The 21,046-nt window shown below is 36.6% G+C and carries 19 protein-coding genes; 7 read left to right on the forward strand and 12 right to left on the reverse strand.

The features are described from left to right. The first annotated feature begins 4 nt into the window (after window positions 1-4). From R1X58_RS07990 to xylA, 4 genes are all read left to right on the forward strand, one after another. Window positions 5-2,032, forward strand: a complete 2,028-nt coding sequence (locus R1X58_RS07990; protein WP_240573724.1) for a sulfatase-like hydrolase/transferase — start codon at window positions 5-7, stop codon at window positions 2,030-2,032. Between the two features lie 123 nt (window positions 2,033-2,155). Further along, on the forward strand, window positions 2,156-3,142 hold the full coding sequence (locus R1X58_RS07995; RefSeq protein WP_240573722.1) for a GntR family transcriptional regulator: 987 nt from the start codon (window positions 2,156-2,158) through the stop codon (window positions 3,140-3,142). A gap of 1 nt (window position 3,143) precedes the next feature. After that, on the forward strand, window positions 3,144-4,631 hold the full coding sequence (locus tag R1X58_RS08000; RefSeq protein WP_240573714.1) for a xylulokinase: 1,488 nt from the start codon (window positions 3,144-3,146) through the stop codon (window positions 4,629-4,631). Between the two features lie 12 nt (window positions 4,632-4,643). Continuing rightward, a complete protein-coding gene (gene xylA / locus R1X58_RS08005) occupies window positions 4,644-5,969 on the forward strand; it encodes a xylose isomerase (protein WP_240573712.1) in 1,326 nt (441 codons plus the stop codon). Window positions 5,970-6,042: 73 nt separating this feature from the next. Here the strand turns inward: xylA and R1X58_RS08010 are convergent, their stop codons facing one another. Both R1X58_RS08010 and R1X58_RS08015 read right to left on the reverse strand, forming a co-directional pair. Further along, a complete protein-coding gene (locus R1X58_RS08010) occupies window positions 6,043-6,447 on the reverse strand; it encodes a hypothetical protein (RefSeq protein ID WP_240573710.1) in 405 nt (134 codons plus the stop codon). A gap of 136 nt (window positions 6,448-6,583) precedes the next feature. Next, window positions 6,584-7,819, reverse strand: coding sequence for a 3-deoxy-D-manno-octulosonic acid transferase (locus tag R1X58_RS08015; RefSeq protein ID WP_240573707.1), 1,236 nt, complete (start codon window positions 7,817-7,819; stop codon window positions 6,584-6,586). Between the two features lie 164 nt (window positions 7,820-7,983). Between R1X58_RS08015 and R1X58_RS08020 the strand changes: the two genes are divergently transcribed. Both R1X58_RS08020 and galE read left to right on the forward strand, forming a co-directional pair. After that, window positions 7,984-9,138 (forward strand): DegT/DnrJ/EryC1/StrS family aminotransferase, encoded by a 1,155-nt coding sequence (locus R1X58_RS08020; RefSeq protein WP_240573705.1) that lies wholly within the window; start codon window positions 7,984-7,986, stop codon window positions 9,136-9,138. Beyond that, window positions 9,131-10,153 carry a UDP-glucose 4-epimerase GalE gene (galE, locus tag R1X58_RS08025; RefSeq protein WP_240573703.1) on the forward strand — a complete coding sequence of 341 codons (1,023 nt, stop codon included), beginning with the start codon at window positions 9,131-9,133 and terminating at the stop codon, window positions 10,151-10,153. Before R1X58_RS08020 ends, galE begins: the two co-directional genes overlap by 8 nt. Window positions 10,154-10,243: 90 nt before the next feature. On the opposite strand, the gene lspA is transcribed toward galE, so the two are convergent. The 5 genes from lspA to R1X58_RS08050 form a co-directional block, all read right to left on the reverse strand. Next, on the reverse strand, window positions 10,244-10,765 hold the full coding sequence (gene lspA / locus R1X58_RS08030; protein WP_240573700.1) for a signal peptidase II: 522 nt from the start codon (window positions 10,763-10,765) through the stop codon (window positions 10,244-10,246). Window positions 10,766-10,798: 33 nt separating this feature from the next. Next, the gene (gene fabD, locus R1X58_RS08035) at window positions 10,799-11,680 is read right to left on the reverse strand and encodes an ACP S-malonyltransferase (RefSeq protein WP_240573699.1); all 882 of its coding nucleotides are present in this window, start codon (window positions 11,678-11,680) and stop codon (window positions 10,799-10,801) included. A gap of 68 nt (window positions 11,681-11,748) precedes the next feature. Next, the gene (locus R1X58_RS08040; RefSeq protein WP_240573698.1) at window positions 11,749-13,305 is read right to left on the reverse strand and encodes an NAD(P)/FAD-dependent oxidoreductase; all 1,557 of its coding nucleotides are present in this window, start codon (window positions 13,303-13,305) and stop codon (window positions 11,749-11,751) included. Window positions 13,306-13,374: 69 nt separating this feature from the next. After that, complete coding sequence (locus R1X58_RS08045) at window positions 13,375-14,277, reverse strand: DUF6807 family protein (RefSeq protein ID WP_240573697.1); 903 nt, start codon at window positions 14,275-14,277, stop codon at window positions 13,375-13,377. 127 nt (window positions 14,278-14,404) lie between these two features. After that, window positions 14,405-15,301 carry a dihydrofolate reductase gene (locus R1X58_RS08050; protein WP_240573696.1) on the reverse strand — a complete coding sequence of 299 codons (897 nt, stop codon included), beginning with the start codon at window positions 15,299-15,301 and terminating at the stop codon, window positions 14,405-14,407. 303 nt (window positions 15,302-15,604) lie between these two features. On the opposite strand from R1X58_RS08050, the gene R1X58_RS08055 reads away from it, so the two are divergent. After that, entirely contained in the window at window positions 15,605-15,901 is a 297-nt protein-coding gene (locus R1X58_RS08055) for an isoamylase early set domain-containing protein (RefSeq protein WP_240573695.1), read from the forward strand. Between the two features lie 68 nt (window positions 15,902-15,969). Here R1X58_RS08055 and R1X58_RS08060 read toward each other — a convergent pair whose 3' ends face one another. From R1X58_RS08060 to R1X58_RS08080, 5 genes are all read right to left on the reverse strand, one after another. Further along, window positions 15,970-16,794, reverse strand: coding sequence for a thymidylate synthase (locus R1X58_RS08060; RefSeq protein ID WP_240573694.1), 825 nt, complete (start codon window positions 16,792-16,794; stop codon window positions 15,970-15,972). A 141-nt stretch (window positions 16,795-16,935) separates the two neighbouring features. Beyond that, window positions 16,936-18,459, reverse strand: coding sequence for a NupC/NupG family nucleoside CNT transporter (locus R1X58_RS08065; RefSeq protein ID WP_240573693.1), 1,524 nt, complete (start codon window positions 18,457-18,459; stop codon window positions 16,936-16,938). A 23-nt stretch (window positions 18,460-18,482) separates the two neighbouring features. Further along, entirely contained in the window at window positions 18,483-19,115 is a 633-nt protein-coding gene (locus R1X58_RS08070) for a bifunctional nuclease family protein (protein ID WP_240573692.1), read from the reverse strand. Window positions 19,116-19,236: 121 nt separating this feature from the next. Next, window positions 19,237-20,196, reverse strand: a complete 960-nt coding sequence (locus R1X58_RS08075; protein WP_240573691.1) for an electron transfer flavoprotein subunit alpha/FixB family protein — start codon at window positions 20,194-20,196, stop codon at window positions 19,237-19,239. 26 nt (window positions 20,197-20,222) lie between these two features. Further along, window positions 20,223-20,969, reverse strand: coding sequence for an electron transfer flavoprotein subunit beta/FixA family protein (locus R1X58_RS08080; RefSeq protein ID WP_240573690.1), 747 nt, complete (start codon window positions 20,967-20,969; stop codon window positions 20,223-20,225). Window positions 20,970-21,046 lie beyond the last annotated feature (77 nt).

Here is a 21,046-nt window from a genome sequence, read left to right on the forward strand (position 1 = left end):
ATTCATGAAAAGAGTATTTAAATTTGGAGTGTTATTGTGGTTTTGTGCTTCTGCTTCAGTCGGGGCACAGCAAACAAAGCCGACAAAACCCAATATCATTTTTATTATAACAGACGATTTAGGTTACGGCGATATTGGTGTGTTTTATCAAAATCAACGTAAAACTAAAGGAAACCGTTCAGAGCCGTGGTTAAGCACTCCAAATCTCGATACAATGGCTCATGAAGGCGCCATGCTTACGCAGCATTATTCGGCAGCACCGGTTTGTGCTCCTTCAAGAAGTTCGCTGTTAACCGGATTGTCACAAGGACATGCCAACGTACGAGATAACCAATTTGATAAAGCTTTAGCCGATAACTATACCATTGGTAATGTCGCTCAGAAAATGGGATATGTCACCGCCGCAATTGGTAAATGGGGGTTGCAGGGAGCTGATGCCGGAGGCTGGCCAAGTACACCCAATAAAAGAGGATTCGACTATTTTTATGGGTATATGCGGCATAGTGACGGGCACGAGCATTATCCAGTTGAAGGTATCTATCGCGGAAAAAAGGAAGTTTGGGAAAATGATAAAGAAGTGTCTCAAGGTCTGGACAAATGTTATACTACCGATTTATGGACGGCTGTCGCTAAAAAATGGATTGTAGAACAAGCTAAAACCGAAAAACCATTTTTAATGTATTTAGCTTACGATACGCCACATGCTGTATTAGAATTACCAACGCAAAAATATCCTATTGGAGGTGGTTTGAAAGGCGGATTGCAATGGACAGGGGCTTCCGGACAAATGATAAATACAGCATCAGGAACTCCAGATTCGTATATGCATCCGGAATACGCCCAGGCAACTTATGATGATGATGATAATGAAAATACACCTGAAGTAGCCTGGCCTGAAACCTATAAGCGTTATGCAACGAGCGTTAGACGAATTGACAATGCCGTTGGCGATGTGATACAGTTGCTTAAAGATTTGGATATAGACGAGAATACTTTGGTAGTTTTTACTTCCGATAACGGGCCGTCTAATGAATCGTATTTACCAAAAGGTTACGCCGCTAATAGCCCTGTGTTTTTCGATAGTTTTGGTCCGTTTGATGGTATGAAACGTGATGTTTTAGAAGGCGGAGAACGCATGCCATTAATTGCAAGATGGCCAGAACATATTCCTGAAAATATAAAAATAGATAAGCCGAGTATTTCTTACGATTGGTTGGCGACATTTACAGATGTTGCTGGTTTTTCAGCACCGGCGATAAGCGATGGTGTTTCTATTTTACCTGCTTTAACAGGAAAAGATTCAAAGGAAAAGTCACTAATTTATTCGGAGTATGTTTTTCCGGGGAAAACGCCTAATTACCAAGATTTTTCACCAAACAATAGACAGCGTGTTCGTAATCAAATGCAAATGATTCGATTAGGAGACCTGGTTGGGATTCGTTATAATATTCAATCGGCTAATGATGATTTCGAGATTTACGATGTGATTAATGATACGCATCAATCGCATAATCTAGCTAAAAATGATTCTCTTGTTGAGGTTCAGCAACAAATGAAGGATAAAGTGCTTCGTATTCGTCGAGCAGATAAACAAGCTAAACGTCCTTACGATAATGTTCCTGTTCCAGCTTTAAGCAAAAAGAAAGCAGGGAAAGGTTGGCAATGGAAATTTTTTGATGGAGACTATCCTTGGTTACCTAATTTATCAACAATGCAACCAATAAAAGAAGGTCGTGTTTCAAAATTAAATAAGGTGAAGTATGAAAAAATTTCAGGTGAATTATTGCTATTAGAAGGATACATTAACGTGCTTGAAACTGGGATTTATACCTTTGAGTTTAGCGCTTTAGAAAAAGGTGTTGTAAGATTGCACAATGCTATATTGTTTGATGCTGATTACGGATACATATCCGGAACAGTTAAAACTACAACAATGGTTTTAGAGAAAGGTGTGCACCCGGTTAAAATATACGTGTCTAATAAAGAAAAACAGCAAAATCCATTCAGTTTTTCGTGGACTTTTACAGACTAAGACATTAATTCAAGTGAATTAAAACAGTTATAAAACGGGAATCATATTAAAAATGATTCCCGTTTTTGTTTTCATATTAAAAAAATAATTATTTTTACAAACCAGAACAGAACAGAACGGATAATGCATTTCGATTTAAATTTTAATACCGATATTCCAAAATACCAGCAACTTGTTAATGCTATAAATGATGCGCTGGCAAATAATTCGTTAGGAAGTGGAGATCCTTTGCCGTCTGTTAATACTATGTGCAAAGACTATAGTTTGTCCAGAGATACGGTGTTCAAGGTATATTCTATTTTAAAGGATAATGGCGTTATTGAGTCTGTACCTAACAAAGGATATTTTGTAGCCAATGATACCAGAAAAGTGCTTTTGGTATTAGATACATTTAAGGCCTATAAAGAAGTGTTGTATCATGCTTTTGTAAATAATTTGCCTAAAAATGTGATTGTAGATGTGCAGTTTCATCATTACAACATCAATAATTTTAAAACCATTTTACAGAACAGTAAAGGGAAATATTATAAGTATGTGGTAATGAATTTTAATAATAAGGAGGTTGCCTCCATATTATCAGATTTCGATAAAGATAAGTTATTACTAATCGACTGGAATATTCAAGCTGAAGATAATCATAATTACGTGTTTCAGGATTTTGGTGAGGCATTTCAGAAGGCTTTAGAACCAGCGGTTTTAGCATTTAAAAAGTATAAACGTTTAGTGTTTGTTTATCCTTCTTTTACAAGTCATCCGCCAGAAACAGTTAAGTTTTTCAAAACGTTTTGCGAATCAAATAAGCTAAACTATAAGGTAATCACCGATGTTAAGGACTTTGATGTGAAAAAGGGAGAGGCTTACATTAGTGTTAGCGATCGCATTTTAGGAAGTTTTTTAGAGCAATGTCGTTCCAATGATTTAGAACCAGGAACCGATGTTGGCTTTTTGTCTTATAACGAAACCCCTATGAAACCCTTTATTTATAAAGGTATTTCGGTTGTCTCAACCGATTTTAAAGCTATGGGAGCCACAGCAGCAGCTTTTGTAAATGAAGATAAAACAGTTCAAACATATATACCAACAAAACTCATATTAAGAGAATCATTATAACATGTATTATTTAGGATTAGATATAGGAAGCTCATCAATAAAAGCAGCACTTGTAGAAGTCGAAACAGGTAAAAGTATTGCTGTTGTGCAGGAGCCCGAAGATGAAATGAGCATGTATGCCGAAAAGAATGGCTGGGCAGAACAGCATCCAGACGATTGGTGGCAGCACGTATGCAAGGCGATTGCGCGTTTAAAATCAGAAAACAATATTGAGGCTAATCAAATTCAAGGTATTGGTATTTCATATCAAATGCATGGTTTGGTAGTTGTTGATAAAGACGGAAAACCTTTGCGAAAAAGCATCATTTGGTGCGATAGTCGTGCCGTAGAAATCGGAAATGACGCCTTCGAAACCATTGGAGAAGAAAAATGTAATATTAGTTTATTGAATTCACCAGCCAATTTTACCGCATCGAAGTTAAAGTGGGTAAAAGAGAACGAACCCGATATTTTTGAAAAGATTTACAAGTTTATGCTGCCAGGCGATTATATTGCTTATAAGTTTTCAAACACCATAAATACTACCATTTCAGGATTGTCTGAAGGTATATTTTGGGACTTTAAAACCGACAATTTAGCCGATTTCCTTCTGGATCATTACGGTATAGATAAAAACCTAATTCCAGATATTGTTTCAACCTTTGGAATACAATCGATTGTATCTAAACAAGGTGAAAAGGAGAGTGGCATTTCAGCCGGAACCCCAATTTATTATCGTGCCGGAGATCAACCTAATAACGCATTATCATTAAACGTTTTCAATCCTGGCGAGGTGGCCTCAACAGGAGGTACATCGGGAGTGGTTTATGCAATAACCAACAGCCTTTCGGTTAAAGAAAGTTCGCGAGTAAATAATTTTGCTCATGTTAATTACGCGAAGGGCACAGATACTAGAATAGGAAAACTACTTTGTATAAACGGCGCAGGCATTCAGTATCGTTGGTTGCTAAATAATTTAGCCGTGAGTTCTTATGAAGAGATGAACACGTTGGCTTCAAAAATTCCTGTAGGATCAGATGGGGTTTGTTTGATTCCCTTCGGAAATGGGGCCGAGCGTATGCTGAATAATAAAGATATTGGTACGCGCATTTCAAATTTAAATTTAAACAATCACCATAAAGGACATTTGTGTCGCGCAGCGCTTGAAGGTATTGCCTTTTCGTTTGTTTACGGCATGGAAATTTTAACCTCCGATGGTATTAAACCAACCGTTATTCGTGCTGGAAATGATAATTTGTATCGTTCAGAAATTTTCGCCAGTACGGTAGCAACTTTAATTAATCAGGATATCGAAATTTATAATACCACGGGAGCCATAGGAGCTGCCCGCGCAGCCGATTTACACAAAGGTAATTTTGAGAGTTTTGGCAAGCGCATTATGGAAAACGATTATGTGATGACCTACAAACCATTGGAAGATAAAACTCCATATCAGGAAGCGTATAACAAATGGAAAATAGAATTAGAAATTATATTAAAGAACAAATAAACATTAAATAAAATGGCATTAATAGGTAATAAAGAATACTATAAAGGTATCCCGGAAATTAAGTTTGAAGGAAAAGAATCAGACAATCCTTTAGCTTTTAAATATTATAATCCAGATCAGGTTGTAGCAGGAAAAACCATGAAAGAATGGTTTAAATTTTCAGTAGCATATTGGCATACCTTCTGTGCAAAAGGAGGAGATCCGTTTGGGACAGATACCATGAGTTTTGAATGGGATAAGGCTTCAGATCCGATTCAGGCAGCAAAAGATAAAGCCGATGCAGCATTCGAATTCATTACGAAAATGGGCTTCGGTTACTACTGTTTCCATGATGTAGATTTAGTAAGAGAAGGAAATTCATTTGGAGAATTAGAAAGCCGATTAGCAACAATCACCGATTATTTAAAAGAAAAACAAGCAGCTTCAGGAGTTAAGTTACTTTGGGGAACAGCAAACTGCTTTTCTAATCCACGTTACATGAACGGTGCCGCGACTAATCCAGATTTTAATGTGGTTGCACGTGCCGGCGGACAAATTAAACTGGCTTTGGATGCGACTATTGCTTTAAACGGTGAAAACTACGTATTCTGGGGTGGTCGTGAAGGTTATATGAGTTTATTAAACACCGATATGGGACGTGAGTTAGATCATATGGGACAGTTCTTAACCATGGCTAGAGATTATGCCAGAGCACAAGGCTTTAAAGGAAACTTCTTTATCGAGCCAAAACCTATGGAGCCTATGAAACATCAGTACGATTTTGATACCGCTACAGCTATTGGGTTTTTAAAAGAATATGGGTTAGATAAAGATTTTAAAATAAATATTGAAGTAAACCATGCGACATTAGCACAGCACACGTTTCAACATGAAATTGAAGTGGCAGCGAAAGCCGGAATGTTAGGAAGTTTAGATGCAAACCGTGGAGATTACCAAAACGGATGGGATACCGACCAGTTCCCGAATAATATTTTAGAAACTACCGAAGCCATGTTGGTGTTCTTAAAATCTGGTGGTTTACAAGGTGGTGGTGTGAATTTCGATGCTAAAATCAGAAGGAATTCAACCGATTTAGAGGATGTGTTTTTAGCACATATTGGTGGAGCAGATACCTTTGCAAGAGCGTTATTAACAGCCGATAAAATTATTACCTCTTCGCCATATGAAAAATTAAGACAAGACCGATATGCGTCGTTCGATTCTGGTAAAGGAAAGGCATTTGAAGAAGGTAAATTAAGTCTTCAGGATTTATATCAAATTGCTCAGGAAAATGGTGAATTGAAGTTGCAAAGTGGTAAGCAGGAATTATTTGAGAATATACTTAACCAATATATTTAATAATCTGTTTGCAAACTAAACACAAAGAAAAAGACTGCTGAAAAGCAGTCTTTTTTTATTTTATATAACCAAATTAGTTTTTCTTTTTCTCGTAGTGTTCGTCCGTAATTTTTTGAACCTCTTTTTCAACAGCATCACTGGCATCCTGTAATGCTTTTCCTGTTGATTTGGCTGCATCATCTACAGCTTTTTCAGCTTTATCAAGAGCTTCATTAGTGGCATCGACAGCATCATTAGCCATTTCATCTATGTCGTCAGCAGCTTTTTCAAGAGTACTTCCGGCTTCATCCATAGTTTCGCTTGTGGCTTCCATGGCATCATCGGTAGCTTCTTTAACGTCATCTGCGGCTTCTTCTACAGCGTCACTAACGTTTTCCATAGCTTCTTCAATCGAATCAGCTTTTTTAGTATCTCTGCAAGAAGTAAAACTTAAACTTAGGGCTAATAACAGGGCTGTGTTTAACAATAGTTTTTTCATTAGTTTTGATTTTAGGTGTTGCTTATAAATATACTAAATTTAATTGTAGAAGTCTTGTTGAGATCTGAAAATTAAGTATTTACTAATGTTTAGGGCTTGATGAATTCTCTAGTCTCTTTTATAAATACAACTAAAATTAAAATCCTAAATATTTGACAATTTTGTCTACAGCACCTTTATGTTTTTTTATGAAAGAAGCATTATTGTTTCCTGTAAATTGACGTTTGGTGTCGTCTTCAATAAGTTCTGTCAGAATGGTGTCGAATTCAGTTTGATTAGAAATTGAAAACATACCGTTATTATCAATTAAAGCTTGAGCCTCTGGGAATTTATCATAAATATTTCCAATAATAATTGGTACTCCAAAAACCGCCGGTTCTAAAGTATTGTGCAAGCCTGTGGTTCCCAAGCCTCCACCAACGTAGGCAATGTCTGCGTAGCTGTAAATTTTGGTTAGAATACCAATGGTGTTCACAATAAAAACCTTTGCCGTTTTTAAATTGTGTTGCTCTTTTTCTGAAAACAGAACGCTTTCAACTTCAAGTTTGTCTTGAAGGTTTTTAATTTGGTTCGGTTTGATATTATGTGGAGCGATGATGAATTTAATGTCTTTTGAAGCGTGATTATTAATGTAGTTAATCAGTAAAGTTTCACCTTCAGGCCAGGTGCTTCCGGCTACAACACAAAGTTTATCTTGCTTAAAATCTTCAATAAAATCTAAAGTGTTATTAATCTCTAACTGACTCGATACACGGTCAAAACGTGTATCTCCAGAAACCGTTACGTTGTTGTAGTTTATAGATTCTAATAATTCTTTTGAAGCTTCATTTTGCGTAAAAATATGTTCGAAGGCAAATAAGGCGTTTCTCAAATGCTTCCCGTAAAATTTAAAATAGGATTGGTTTGGTCTAAACGCCGCAGAAATAAGAATGGCTCGTAATTGTTTTTTCCTGAGTTCGTTTAGAAGATTTGGCCAGATATCGTATTTAACAAAAACGGTAAGTTCCGGATGTACAAGATTGATAAAGCGTTTAGCGTTATGTTTTGAATCCAGAGGAAGATAAACAACAACATCGGCAAAGGGTGAATTTTTTCTAATCTCGTATCCTGAAGGAGAGAAGAAACTCAGCACAATTTTATGATTTTTATAGTGCTCACGAAGTACTTTAAAAACCGGAAGGCCCTGTTCGTATTCCCCCAAAGATGCACAGTGAAACCAAAGTGTTTTGTCTTTTTTAGATATATTTTTTTCTAAAATAGAAAAAGTTTCGCGTCTACCTTCAGCGCCTTTTTTAATTTTTTCGTTAAACGGAGCGATACATTGCAGCCCGAAACCAGCTAGTTTAATGCCTATGTTGTAAGTAAAACTCAATGCTTTATTTGTTTGGTGCTAAAATACATTTCTTTAATACAATTTCATTGGTTACCGCATACTAATTTCGTAATTTCGTAGTCTATTAACTCCAAATACAAGTGTTAGTAAAAAAGTGTCTTTCTAGTTTTATTAAACCTTGTAAATAGTTACAATTTTTTTAGATGAAAAATATTCAAATGGTTGACCTTAAAGGTCAATATAATGAGATTAAAGATGAGGTGAATGCCTCAATACAAGAAGTTTTAGAAACCACTGCATTTGTAAACGGACCGAAGGTTCACGAATTTCAGAAGAACTTAGAGCAATATTTAGGCGTTAAACATGTTATTCCATGTGCCAATGGTACCGATGCCTTACAAATAGCTATGATGGGACTTGGATTACAGCCAGGAGATGAGGTAATCACAGCCGATTTTACGTTTGCCGCAACGGTAGAGGTTATTGCTTTATTACAATTAACGCCGGTGTTAGTCGATGTTAATGAAGACGATTTCAATATTAATATTGAAGCCGTTAAAAAAGCCATTACGCCAAAAACTAAGGCTATTGTTCCTGTTCATTTGTTTGGACAATGTGCAAACATGGAAGCAATCATGGAAATAGCTAAAGAACATAATTTATATGTTATAGAAGATAATGCACAAGCTATTGGAGCGAGTTACACATACCCTAACGGAACTAAGGCTAAGGCAGGGACTATTGGAAATGTAGGAGCAACATCTTTCTTCCCTTCAAAAAATTTAGGGTGTTACGGTGATGGAGGAGCCATTTTTACAAATGATGACGATTTAGCACATACTCTAAGAGGTATTGTAAACCACGGTATGTATGAGCGTTACCATCATGATGTGGTTGGGGTCAACTCACGTTTAGATAGTATTCAGGCAGCTGTATTAAATGCTAAGTTACCAAACCTGGATACCTATAATAAAAAACGTCAAGCCGCAGCAAAAAAGTATACAGCAGCTTTTGAGGGTATTGATAATATAATTACACCAAAATTATCAAACGGCTGTGAAGAGATTTGCGATACCTTTGATTGTCACGTATTTCATCAATATACCTTACGTGTAAGCAGCACAAAAAGAGATGGTTTGGTAAAGCATTTAAATGAAAATTCTATACCTTGCGGTGTCTATTATCCAATTCCGCTTCATAAGCAGAAAGCTTATGCCGATGAGAGATATAATGAAGCTGATTTTGTAGTAACAAATCAATTGGTGCAGGAAGTGATTTCTTTACCAATGCATACCGAGTTGGATGATGAGCAAATTGCACACATAACATCAACAATAATAAACTACATTAATGAGTAAAATTTTAGTTACAGGTGGATTAGGTTTTATAGGGTCCCATACTGTTGTAGAATTACAAAGCGAAGGTTACGAGGTTGTAATCATCGACGATTTATCAAATTCATCTGAAAGTGTTTTAGACGGCATTACCGCTATCACTGGAAAGACGCCAATCTTTGAAAAATTAGATTTAAAAGACAAAGCTGGAGTAGAAGCTTTTTTCAAGAAACACAGCGATGTTGAGGGCGTGATTCATTTTGCGGCCAGTAAAGCAGTAGGTGAAAGCGTAAAAGAACCTTTGTTATACTACGAAAACAATATTAGTACCCTGGTTTATATTCTTAAAGAATTAAAGAAACTACCATCTGCAGCATTTATTTTTAGTTCATCTTGTACTGTTTACGGTCAGGCCGATGAATTACCAATAACTGAAAATGCTCCGGTTAAATTAGCTGAGTCGCCTTACGGAAACACGAAACAAATAGGTGAAGAAATCATTAGAGATACCTGTAAGGTAACGCCATCAATAAAAGCTATTGCATTGCGTTATTTTAATCCGGTAGGAGCACACGAGTCTGTTGAAATAGGTGAGCTTCCAATCGGAGTGCCTCAAAATTTAGTGCCTTTTATTACACAAACGGCTATAGGACTTCGTGAAGAATTATCTGTTTTTGGTGATGATTACCCAACACCAGACGGGACCTGTATTCGCGATTATATTCACGTGGTCGATTTAGCAAAAGCGCACGTTGTGGCTTTAAAGCGTTTATTAGAAGGAAAAAATAAAGAAAACTATGAAACGTTTAACTTAGGTACAGGAAAAGGAAGTTCTGTTTTAGAAGTTGTTCAGGCGTTTGAGCGCGTTTCAGGTGAAAAATTAAAGTACAAAATCGTTGGTCGTCGTGAAGGAGATATTATTTCAGCTTACGCCGATACCAATAAAGCCAATAACGAATTAGGTTGGAAAACTGAATTATCTCTTGACGATGCAATGCGTTCGGCATGGAGTTGGGAAAAGAAGGTTAGAGGTAAATAATTCTTAATCGTTTAGATATAAAAAGGCTGCAATAATTTAATTGCAGCCTTTTCTATTTATTGTCATTCTGAATCTGTTTCAGAATCTAATTTATTCCGTGATTGTTACTTTTTTCTTGTTTTTAAAACTGGCAAACAACAGGATAAACATTCCAGCTGTTACCGAAACATCGGCCATATTAAAAATACCAGTTCTAAAAACGCCGCCTAAATCAATAAAGAAAAAATCGGTTACCGAACCGTAAACAATACGGTCGTAAACATTAGCGATACCACCACCAATAATGCTGGCAAATGCAAATAACGACCATGGATCTATAGTTTTGTCTTTTAAGATATGACGCAATACAAAACCTAAAACTACAATAGGTAAAATAAGTAACACGATAAGTCTAAGCGTCGGGTTTAAATCGCTACCCATTCCTAAAAAGGCACCATTATTTTCAACATTCATCATTACAAACATATCGCCAATTACGGGAATGCGTTCGCCGGGACTAACTTCGGTTCGTGGTTCAATACTTCCTCTTACAATAACTTTAGAAATTTGATCGACAGCAATGGTAATCGCAATAACTAAAATAATGTATAAGGTACGCTTAGTAAACTTCATCTATTAAATATTTTCTACAGGTCTGTTTAAGACTTATACGTTTGCTGAAGCTGTTTCAGCCTGTCTGTCAATTTTTTTAACTAATCCTTGTAAAACGTTACCAGGTCCAACTTCAGTGAATAGAGTAGCACCATCTGTAATCATTTGTTGTACAGATTGCGTCCAACGTACAGGAGCTGTTAATTGAGAAATTAAATTGGTTTTAATCGCATTCTCATCGATAACGGCATTAGCTGTTACGTTTTGATAAATCGGACAGTTTGGTTTACTGAAAGTCGTATTTTCGATAGCAGCTGCTAATTCTTCACGAGCAGGCTCCATTAAAGGTGAGTGGAAAGCGCCACCTACAGGTAAAACTAAAGCACGGCGTGCACCCGCTTCTTTTAATGCTTCACAAGCTTTATTTATCGCTTCAATTTCTCCAGAGATTACTAATTGTCCCGGGCAGTTGTAGTTTGCAGCAACGACAACACCTTCGGTAGAAGCACATACGTTTTCAACGATTGCATCTTCTAACCCTAAAACAGCCGCCATCGTGCTTGGTTGTAATTCACAGGCTTTTTGCATCGCTAAAGCACGTTGCGATACTAATTTTAAACCGTCTTCAAAATTTAAAGCACCGTTAGCAACCAATGCTGAAAATTCACCTAGAGAGTGTCCGGCAACCATATCTGGTTTAAAGCTATCACCTAAAGTTTTTGCTAAAATTACAGAGTGTAAAAAGATAGCTGGTTGTGTTACTTTAGTTTCTTTAAGGTCTTCGGCAGAACCTTCGAACATAATATCAGTAATATTAAAACCAAGAATGTTGTTGGCTTTTTCGAATAATTCTTGAGCTAACGGAGAGTTCTCATAAAGATCTAACCCCATACCTGTAAATTGTGCGCCCTGACCAGGAAATATATATGCTTTCATTTGTAAGTGTTTAAAATTTAGTGGTGCAAAAATAGGAATATTTTTTCTAAGATAATTTTGTTTCGTTTTTATAAGCCAACAATGGCAGCTTCAGCACAACGCTCGCCATCCATCGCAGCCGATACAATACCACCTGCATAACCACCTCCTTCACCACAAGGGAATAACCCTTGTATTTGTGGATGTTCCAAACGTTCGTTTCTTGGAATGCAAACTGGCGATGAGGTTCTGGATTCTACGCCAACAATATTAGCTTCGGCAGTATAATACCCTTTCATTTTTTGTCCGAAAGCAGCAAAACCTTTTCGTAAACGGCTACCAATTAATTTCGGCATTAAAGAATGTAGCGGAGCTGAATTTAATCCTGGTTGATAAGATGTTGGATTTAAATCTGCTGATAGTTTTCCCTCAACAAAATCGGTTAAACGTTGTGCAGGAGCAACCTGACTACGGCCACCGGCGGTGAAGGCCATGCGCTCTAAATTTTTCTGATATTCTAAACCTTTTAAAGCTCCGAACTGTTCGTATTTTGGTAAATCGCGATTCACATCTATTTCAACCACAATTCCGGAATTAGCAAATAAGTTATTACGTTTTGAAGGCGACATGCCGTTAACCACAACTTCGCCGTTAGCTGTTGCAGCAGGAACAATAAATCCGCCAGGACACATACAGAACGAATATACACCGCGGTCGTTAACCTGTTGTACTAAACTATATGAAGCAGCTGGTAATAATTCGTGACGTTCACCACTACAATGGTATTGAATGCTGTCTATAATATGTTGCGGATGTTCCACACGAACGCCCATAGCAAACGATTTTGCTTCTAAGGCAATTTCCTTTTCGTGTAATAGATAGAAAATGTCGCGTGCCGAATGTCCTGTTGCCAGAATAACGCGGTCGGCAGGCATTTCATCATTTCCATTTAATTGAATGGCTTGTATTTTATTGTTTTTAATAATGAAATCGGTCACGCGCGTTTCAAAGTGTACTTCACCACCATATTTTAAAATGGTTTCACGAATATTCTGAACTACTTTTGGCAGTTTATTCGTTCCGATATGCGGATGCGCATCAACCAGAATTTGGTCGGTAGCCCCGTGATATACTAAATTTTCAAAAATACGGCGCACATCACCACGTTTTAAACTTCGGGTGTATAATTTGCCATCGCTATAGGTTCCGGCACCACCTTCACCAAAGCAATAGTTTGAATCTTCATTAACAAAATGCTGCTGATTAATAGCGCGTAAATCGCGACGACGATCCTGAACGTTTTTACCGCGCTCTAAAACAACGGGTTTAAAACCTAATTCAATACAACGTAATGCAGCATACATTCCAGCAGGTCCAAAACCAATAATATGAATAGGTTTGGCTTTCGATACATCTTTATAATCAAATTGATATTCCGATGTTTTGGGCATGACTTCACGAATGTAAACAGCCACTTTATAGTTAAAGATAATTTTTGCTTTACGCGCGTCAATCGATTTACGTAATACCTTTACTCCTGTAATATCTTCCTTATCGACACCAAGTGCTTGAGCCGATTTAATAACCAAAATATCATGGTGTCCCTCTTCCTTAAGAGTTACACGAAGTTGCAATTCTTTAACCATGCTGCGAAATTAGTGAAAATAGCCATGATTTTTTTAAAAAGTATTCCTGAAAGGTATTTATACGACCTTTTAGTATGCTTTTTTATAGGCTTTATAAATTTTCGGAAGATTTAAAGTGTTGGCGTTTCCATTATGAATAAGTAAACGGTAGCGCAAAATAGTTGGTTTGTTGTTGGATAAAGCAACCGTTTTGGCACCAGAAAAAGGATAAACTGCATTTTGCATACTACGTTTTTGACGTAAAATCCATCGGTTTTGTTTTCCTGGATTTGAGGGATGGCAAAATATTGTTAAGCGAGCTTGAGATGAGTCTTTCCCTAAAGCACCTGAAATATCCATCCAGTTAGCGGCTTTAACAGGAAGGTTTTCGGGAGTTACTTTTCCTTTACAACTAGTAAAATTGATGTCTTCAGGAAGCTTTATTCTAGACGAAAATCCGCCGTAACCTTTTTCGTCTTCCGAACCACCAATACGCATATCGGGTTCTAAAGCTAATAAACGGATTTCAATATCTATTGCGCGATAATTTTCGGTTTTAGGATAAACGGTGATGCTTGTAATTTCTTTTACAAATGGTTTTTCATAACCTTCGGAATCTAACCATAAATTGGATTTCCAATAGACTTCGGCTTGAATGGTTTTTGAAATATTATGGTTTTCAATTTCTTTTACTGAAGTTACATCCCATTTAAAATTTTCAATTTCCCAACCATCACCAATACGTTTGTTTCCAATATAAAGTTGATGCCACGCCCAGAAAATGCCACGATGATGTAAATGATCTTCAGGGAAATCCTCAGTTAAAATCTCGCCATCTAATGAATATAGTGGATGAATATAATTTGCCCTTTTGTAATTTCCGTTTTGTGATTTTTCAGTAATTTGATAAACAAGAATGCTATCATTGCCTTCTGTAAAGTAAGCCTGATCTTTATTTATTTCTACAGAAACGGATTGAGCTTCCGCTGACATAACGATGAAAAGAAAATAGAGGAAAGTAACTTTTAGTTGCATTGGTAAACAAAAATTGGCTTTAACAAATTACGAAAATTAAGGTAATCTGTTAAAGCCATTCTTAGATTTCGAGTTTATACCTGGATTATCTTCTTTGGTAAGTTAAAAAGGTAAAATCGTATTCGTTTTTTTCGCCTTTTTGATGGAACTCATGTGAAGTTTCTTGCCAGATTTCAGAATCGATTTCAGGGAAAAAGGTGTCTGCTTCAAAATTGGCATGAACGCGAGTAATTTCAATTTTATCGGCTACTTCCATAGCTTGTTTGTAAATTTCGCCACCACCTATAATGAAAGGTTGGTCGTCGTTTTTAGCGACTGCAATGGCATCTTCTAAATTATTCACCACAATAACACCTTCCGGAACTTCGTAATCACTCTGTCTTGTTATAACTACATGCGTACGGTTAGGTAGAGGTTTTGGGAAACTTTCAAAAGTTTTACGTCCCATAATAACATGGTGCCCGCTGGTTAAACTTTTAAATCGTTTTAAATCGTCACTAATGTGCCAGATAAGTTTGTTGTCTTTTCCAATAGCATTGTTTTCGGCTGCAGCCACAATAATGGTCAGGTTGTCGTTTTTTGTCAATTTTTGATTTAATTTTTTAAGTAAACTTTCGTCTGAAGGTAAGCTGGATTTAAGCTTTTCAATACGTTCCTGTTGCTTTGCAACAAGTTTGTTTAATTGTGTTTTCTCCCAGTCTTTACCCATAAATCGGTGTGTAACAAATACCGAAAAGGCATGGTAAGTAAAAAAGAAAAGCCAGATAAGAATAGCTATTACAAACCAGTCTTGACCAAATGGAGTGATGGCATTACCAATGCCTAAAACCAAATTGGTAATTATAAAAAATACCGAGGCAATTAAGAAAATAACAAAGTGCCTGTAAAGCCCTTTTTTCTTTTTAATACGTCTTTGGGCGTTTTCAATAAGCTCTAATTGTTCTTTGTCGATTTCAGGTACCGATGACTTTTTTCCAAACATAATACTCGTTTTACACAGGAGTAAAGTTAAAGCTTTTTGTTGAATTGCCTTTCTTTATTTTTGTTGGGAAAGTGATTATGAATTCTGTTTTCTATATATAAAATGAAGCTGAAAATCAGTTATTAATATTCATTTTAAACTGATAAAAACATAAAATTCATTAGGGGAAAAATAGGAGGTTTAAATTTAGAATAGGTCATTATTAATAAATTGATAATTCTTTGCCTTAAAGCATGTTAGAATGTAACCTATGTTAAATTCTTTGTTATTTTTGTTAGCATAACAATCACTAAAACTTATATTATGGCTATTTCAAAACAGTACTTAAAGAGTAAACCAGTATGCAAAGTGACGTTTTCAATTCTTGCTGAAGACGCTAAAAAAGTATCCTTAGTAGGAAGCTTTAATGAGTGGAATACTAAAGCAATGCCTTTGAAAAAATTAAAAAACGGAACCTTTAAAGGTGTTGTTGATTTAGATAAAGATGATTCTTACGAGTTTAAATATGTTGTTGACGGAACATATATAAATGATGATGCTGCCGATTCATATGTGTGGAGCGATTACGCTGCTGCAGATAATAGTGTTGTAACGGTGTAAAACAAAACGCTTATTGATAAAAAAATACATAAAAAAAGGCTTTCCAATTTAGAAAGCCTTTTATGTTTTTATACAGCAACGACACCTTTAATGTGTGGATGCGGATCGTAATTTTCTAAAGTGAAATCTTCAAATTTGAAATCGAAAATATCTTTGATTTCAGGATTCAATTTCATCGTTGGTAAAGGTCTTGCTTCACGAGACAGTTGTAATTCCAACTGCTCAAAATGGTTGCTGTAAATATGAGCATCACCAAAGGTGTGAATGAATTCACCTGGTTGGTAACCGCAAACCTGTGCCATCATCATTGTAAACAAGGCATAAGATGCTATGTTGAATGGCACACCTAAAAAGATGTCTGCACTACGCTGATACAGTTGGCAAGATAATTTTCCATTGGCTACATAAAACTGAAAAAAAGCATGGCATGGCGGTAAAGCTGCTTTACCATTGGCAACATTTTCACTGAAACTTTTTGAAGTATCCGGTAATACCGAGGGATTCCAAGCCGAAACCAACATACGACGGCTATTCGGGTTGTTTTTTAACGTGTCGATAACCTCTTTAATCTGGTCGATTTCATCACTATTCCAGTTACGCCACTGGTGACCATAAACAGGACCAAGATCGCCGTTTTCGTCGGCCCATTCGTTCCAGATACGCACGCCGTTATCGGTTAAATATTTAATATTGGTATCTCCTTTTAAGAACCAAAGTAGTTCGTAAATAATAGATTTTAAATGCAATTTTTTTGTGGTAACCATAGGGAACCCTTCACTTAAATCGAATCGCATTTGGTATCCAAAAACACTTTTCGTACCTGTTCCGGTACGATCTCCTTTTTCATTTCCATGTTCTAAAACATGTTTTACTAAATCGTGATATTGCTTCATAATGTCATTGGTAAATGAAAATGGTCTGCAAAAAATAAGCGACCAGTTTTCAAGGGATAAAAATAGAAAAAAGCGGTAAGCTAAAGACTTGAAATTCTTTTAATTTATTCTAAAGTTATTAACGATGGGCTTATGGAAAGATTAACCGATTATCATACCAGCAATGGTAGCTGAAACAAGAGATGCTATAGTTCCTCCAATTAAGGCTTTCATCCCGAATTTTGATAAGGTTTTACGTTGTCCCGGAGCAAGAGAACCAATACCTCCAATTTGAATGCCAATAGAGGCGAAGTTGGCAAAACCACAAAGCATATAGGTGGCCATAATGATTGACTTTTCGTAAGTTAAATGAACACCGTTGGCAGCATCTTTTAAGTCGCGAAGTTGGATGTATCCAATAAATTCGCTGGCAGCTAATTTGATTCCTAATAGTTGCCCCATCATCATCATATCTTCCTTAGCAACGCCAATAAGCCACATTAAAGGTGCGAAAACATAGCCTAAAATTAACTCGATTGATAAGCTGTTATAACTTGTGTTTTCAGTAATCCAAATATTTAAAGTGGAGACATCGCCAAGCCAACCTAAAATACCGTTAAACATGGCAATGAAAGCCACAAAAACTAAAAGCATACCACCAACATTTACAGCAAGTCTTAATCCTTCTGTAGTTCCGTTGGCAATGGCATCTAAAAAGTTAGCACCAATTTTTTCCTGAGAAACTGAAACATCGGTATTCACATCTTCGGTTTGCGGATATAGTATTTTAGAAATTACAATGGCGCCTGGAGCAGCCATAACCGATGCGGCTAAAAGGTGCTTGGCGTAGAATAAACGCATCACTTCGTCGTCGCCACCTAAAAAGCCAATGTATGCCGCAAGTACAGCTCCTGCAACAGTTGCCATACCGCCAATCATAACCAAAAGCATTTCAGATTTATTCATTTTTTCTAAATAGGCTTTAATTAAAAGTGGTGCTTCAGTCTGACCTAAAAAGATATTTCCTGCAACGCTTAAACTTTCCGCTCCAGAAATTTTTAATGCTTTAGAAAGCAACCACGCCATGCCTTTTACTACTTTTTGAATGATGCCTAAGTAGAAAAGTACAGAGGTTAAAGCTGAAAAGAATATAATAGTTGGTAGTACCTGAAAAGCGAAAATATAACCAAAGGTATCCATGTCAACAACCAAGCCTTCAAATAAAAATTTACTTCCAGCTCTTGTAAATTCAAGTACAGAAACAAACAATCCACCAATAAATTCGAATACGGTTTTTATAAAATCAACTTTCAAGACTCCAAAAGCGATTAGTAACTGAAAGGCTAAACCTATTGTTACAATTTTCCAGTTGATAGCTTTTCGGTTGCTGCTGAATAAAAAAGCGATAAAAATTAACGATAGCATGCCTAAGGCACCTCGCAAAAGGCTACTAAAAGAGAAGCCTTGACTAGGAACAATAGGTGAGCTAACCGTAGTTTCTGTTTCTTCAACTACAATAATTTCTTCAGAATTTGAAGTCGTTGGAGTTAAAGAATCGATTTGAGAAGCAGTCGGTTCTGCTATTTCAGTTTGAATACTATCGGGTGGTGTATTTTTGCTTTGTGCTAAGGCTGTTGAAGTAAGTAATGACAGAATTAGGGCAAATGACAAAAATACGTGTTTCATAGTATACTTAAGTTGTTTGAGGGTTATTCCCGTTTAGAAATTTCATCCCGAATATGTGCTGCTTTTTCGTAGTCTTCATTAGCAACTGCTTCATCGAGTAAGTTTTGTAATTCCTTTAAAGTTTTTCCTTTATAGTTTTCACGAGGCGAAGAGCTTGTAGACTCTACTTCGTCGGCTAACAAATCATCAACAAGAATGCTATCCTGAGATTCGTCGTTTTCTTCGTCTTCTTTTTTAGGGTTTACTTTAAGATATATTCCAGCTTTATCCAGAATATTTTTATAAGTGAAAATAGGAGCATCAAAACGCAATGCTAAGGCAATAGCATCACTGGTTCTGGCATCAATAATTTCTTCAATTTTATCGCGTTCGCAGATTAAACTTGAGTAAAAAACACCATCAACCAATTTGTGAATGATTACCTGTTTTACAACAATATCAAATCGGTCGGCAAAATTTTTAAATAAGTCGTGTGTTAATGGTCTTGGAGGACGAATTTCTTTTTCTAAAGCAATAGCAATAGATTGCGCTTCAAAAGCACCAATCACGATAGGTAATTTTCGGTCGCCATCTACTTCATTTAAAATCAATGCATAAGCACCATTTTGTGTCTGGCTATAAGAAATTCCTTTAATATTTAATCTTACTAAACTCATATGTTATAAAAAACGCAAAGAACTGCTTAAATTAGGACTTTAGCAACTGCCTTGGGCAGATTTACGAATATAATGCCAATTTAAGCAGTTCTTTAAAACTATACAATTTATAAAAAATAATTTATTGTTGAGCTTTAAACGCTTTTAATTTTTCAATAAGTTCAGGTACAACCTGGAAGGCATCACCTACAACCCCATAGTCGGCAGCTTTAAAGAAAGGAGCTTCCGGATCGGAGTTAATAACCACTTTAACTTTTGAAGCGTTAACACCAGCCAGATGCTGGATAGCCCCAGAAATTCCAATAGCAATATATAAGTTTGAAGCGACTGGTTTACCGGTTTGACCAACGTGCTCACCATGTGGTCTCCAACCTAAATCAGATACTGGTTTTGAGCAGGCGGTGGCAGCACCAAGAACATCGGCTAATTCTTCAATCATACCCCAGTTTTCAGGACCTTTAAGTCCGCGACCACCAGACACCACGATATCGGCATCGGCAATGCTTACTTTATCTGAAGCTTTATCAACAGACTCTACTTTTATTCCTAAATCGGTAATAGAAGGAGAGAAGGCTTCAGTAGTAGCACTTCCTGAGGTTTCAACTAATCCGAAGGCATTACTGGAAACACCAACGATTTTTACGTCTGTACTGATAGCCATATCTTCAAACGCCTTATTTGTAAAGGCATTACGTTTTACAGTAAATGGAGCAGTATTTGAAGGTGCTGCAATAACATTTGAAGCATATCCTGCGTTTAAAAACACAGCCAAAAGTGGAGCTAAATATTTACTGTTAGCACTTGAGCTTAATACGACAACTTTAGATGATTCTTTTTCTGCTGCTTGCTGTATGGCCTCGGCATATCCTTTGGCATTAAAAGTATTTAATTCACTATTTGAAACGGATAATACTTTATCTACACCGTAATTCTCTAAAGCAGAAGTGTCGTCGGTATTTATTGTAATTGCAGTTACCGTTGTTTCTAACTGGTCGGCAACGGCTTTAGCATAAGAAGCCACTTCGAATGCTACTTTTTTAAGTTTTCCTTGTTCTGATTCTGTATATACTAAAACTGACATGTTGGTTTTGTTTTTTTGAAGGTTAATTAAATCACTTTAGCTTCGTTATGAAGTAAGCTTATTAATTCGTCTAGGTTATCTGGAGATACTAATTTAACCGCACCTTTTGGAGCTGGTTTTTCGAATTTTACAGAAGCAGTTTCTGTAATTGTATCAACAGGATCTACAACAGTTAAAGGTTTTTGACGTGCCATCATAATACCACGCATGTTTGGAATGCGGAGATCGCTTTCCTCTACAAGTCCTTTTTGACTTCCAATAACAAGTGGTAGAGATGTAGAAACAGTCTCCTTTCCACCATCAATTTCTCTTACCGCAGTTACCGATGTTCCTTCAACATCTAGTTTTATACAGTTATTTATAAAGTTAGCGTTGGTTAATCCGGCAATCATTCCCGGAACCATTCCGCCATTGTAATCAATCGATTCGCGACCGGCAATTACTAAATCGTAACCACCATCTTTTACCACATTTGCCAACTGTTTAGCAACAGAAAAACCATCGGTAGCAGGGGTGTTAACACGAATGGCAGCGTCGGCTCCAATCGCTAAAGCCTTACGAAGTGTAGGCTCTGTTTCAGCACCACCAACGTTAACCACGGTTACATGGGCACCTTGTTTTTCTTTAAACCACATGGCGCGAGTTAGTCCGAACTCATCATTTGGGTTAATCACAAATTGAACACCATTGGTGTCGAATTTTGTGTCACCATCGGTAAAATTAATTTTTGATGTAGTGTCTGGAACATGACTAATGCACACTAATATTTTCATCTGTATTATTTTTTAGTTGTTATGTAAAGGTCAGATGGAATTCGCCTGTAAACATTCAGTTGAAGTTAACTTTTTGC

It is taken from the genome of Aestuariibaculum lutulentum (assembly GCF_032926325.1).
Classification (GTDB): Bacteria; Bacteroidota; Bacteroidia; order Flavobacteriales; family Flavobacteriaceae; genus Aestuariibaculum; species Aestuariibaculum lutulentum.

What these genes read in the sequence shown, in the direction of transcription:
- R1X58_RS08045 (WP_240573697.1), bottom strand. Translation starts at nt 14,277, where the DNA reads ATGTCAGCGGAAGCTCAATCCGTTTCTGTAGAAATAAATAAAGATCAG.
- galE (WP_240573703.1), top strand. Translation starts at nt 9,131, where the DNA reads ATGAGTAAAATTTTAGTTACAGGTGGATTAGGTTTTATAGGGTCCCAT.
- R1X58_RS08075 (WP_240573691.1), bottom strand. Translation starts at nt 20,196, where the DNA reads ATGTCAGTTTTAGTATATACAGAATCAGAACAAGGAAAACTTAAAAAA.
- R1X58_RS08020 (WP_240573705.1), top strand. Translation starts at nt 7,984, where the DNA reads ATGAAAAATATTCAAATGGTTGACCTTAAAGGTCAATATAATGAGATT.
- fabD (WP_240573699.1), bottom strand. Translation starts at nt 11,680, where the DNA reads ATGAAAGCATATATATTTCCTGGTCAGGGCGCACAATTTACAGGTATG.
- R1X58_RS08060 (WP_240573694.1), bottom strand. Translation starts at nt 16,794, where the DNA reads ATGAAGCAATATCACGATTTAGTAAAACATGTTTTAGAACATGGAAAT.
- R1X58_RS07995 (WP_240573722.1), top strand. Translation starts at nt 2,156, where the DNA reads ATGCATTTCGATTTAAATTTTAATACCGATATTCCAAAATACCAGCAA.
- xylA (WP_240573712.1), top strand. Translation starts at nt 4,644, where the DNA reads ATGGCATTAATAGGTAATAAAGAATACTATAAAGGTATCCCGGAAATT.
- R1X58_RS08080 (WP_240573690.1), bottom strand. Translation starts at nt 20,969, where the DNA reads ATGAAAATATTAGTGTGCATTAGTCATGTTCCAGACACTACATCAAAA.
- R1X58_RS08055 (WP_240573695.1), top strand. Translation starts at nt 15,605, where the DNA reads ATGGCTATTTCAAAACAGTACTTAAAGAGTAAACCAGTATGCAAAGTG.
- R1X58_RS08050 (WP_240573696.1), bottom strand. Translation starts at nt 15,301, where the DNA reads ATGTTTGGAAAAAAGTCATCGGTACCTGAAATCGACAAAGAACAATTA.
- lspA (WP_240573700.1), bottom strand. Translation starts at nt 10,765, where the DNA reads ATGAAGTTTACTAAGCGTACCTTATACATTATTTTAGTTATTGCGATT.
- R1X58_RS08065 (WP_240573693.1), bottom strand. Translation starts at nt 18,459, where the DNA reads ATGAAACACGTATTTTTGTCATTTGCCCTAATTCTGTCATTACTTACT.
- R1X58_RS08070 (WP_240573692.1), bottom strand. Translation starts at nt 19,115, where the DNA reads ATGAGTTTAGTAAGATTAAATATTAAAGGAATTTCTTATAGCCAGACA.
- R1X58_RS08000 (WP_240573714.1), top strand. Translation starts at nt 3,144, where the DNA reads ATGTATTATTTAGGATTAGATATAGGAAGCTCATCAATAAAAGCAGCA.
- R1X58_RS08040 (WP_240573698.1), bottom strand. Translation starts at nt 13,305, where the DNA reads ATGGTTAAAGAATTGCAACTTCGTGTAACTCTTAAGGAAGAGGGACAC.
- R1X58_RS08010 (WP_240573710.1), bottom strand. Translation starts at nt 6,447, where the DNA reads ATGAAAAAACTATTGTTAAACACAGCCCTGTTATTAGCCCTAAGTTTA.
- R1X58_RS07990 (WP_240573724.1), top strand. Translation starts at nt 5, where the DNA reads ATGAAAAGAGTATTTAAATTTGGAGTGTTATTGTGGTTTTGTGCTTCT.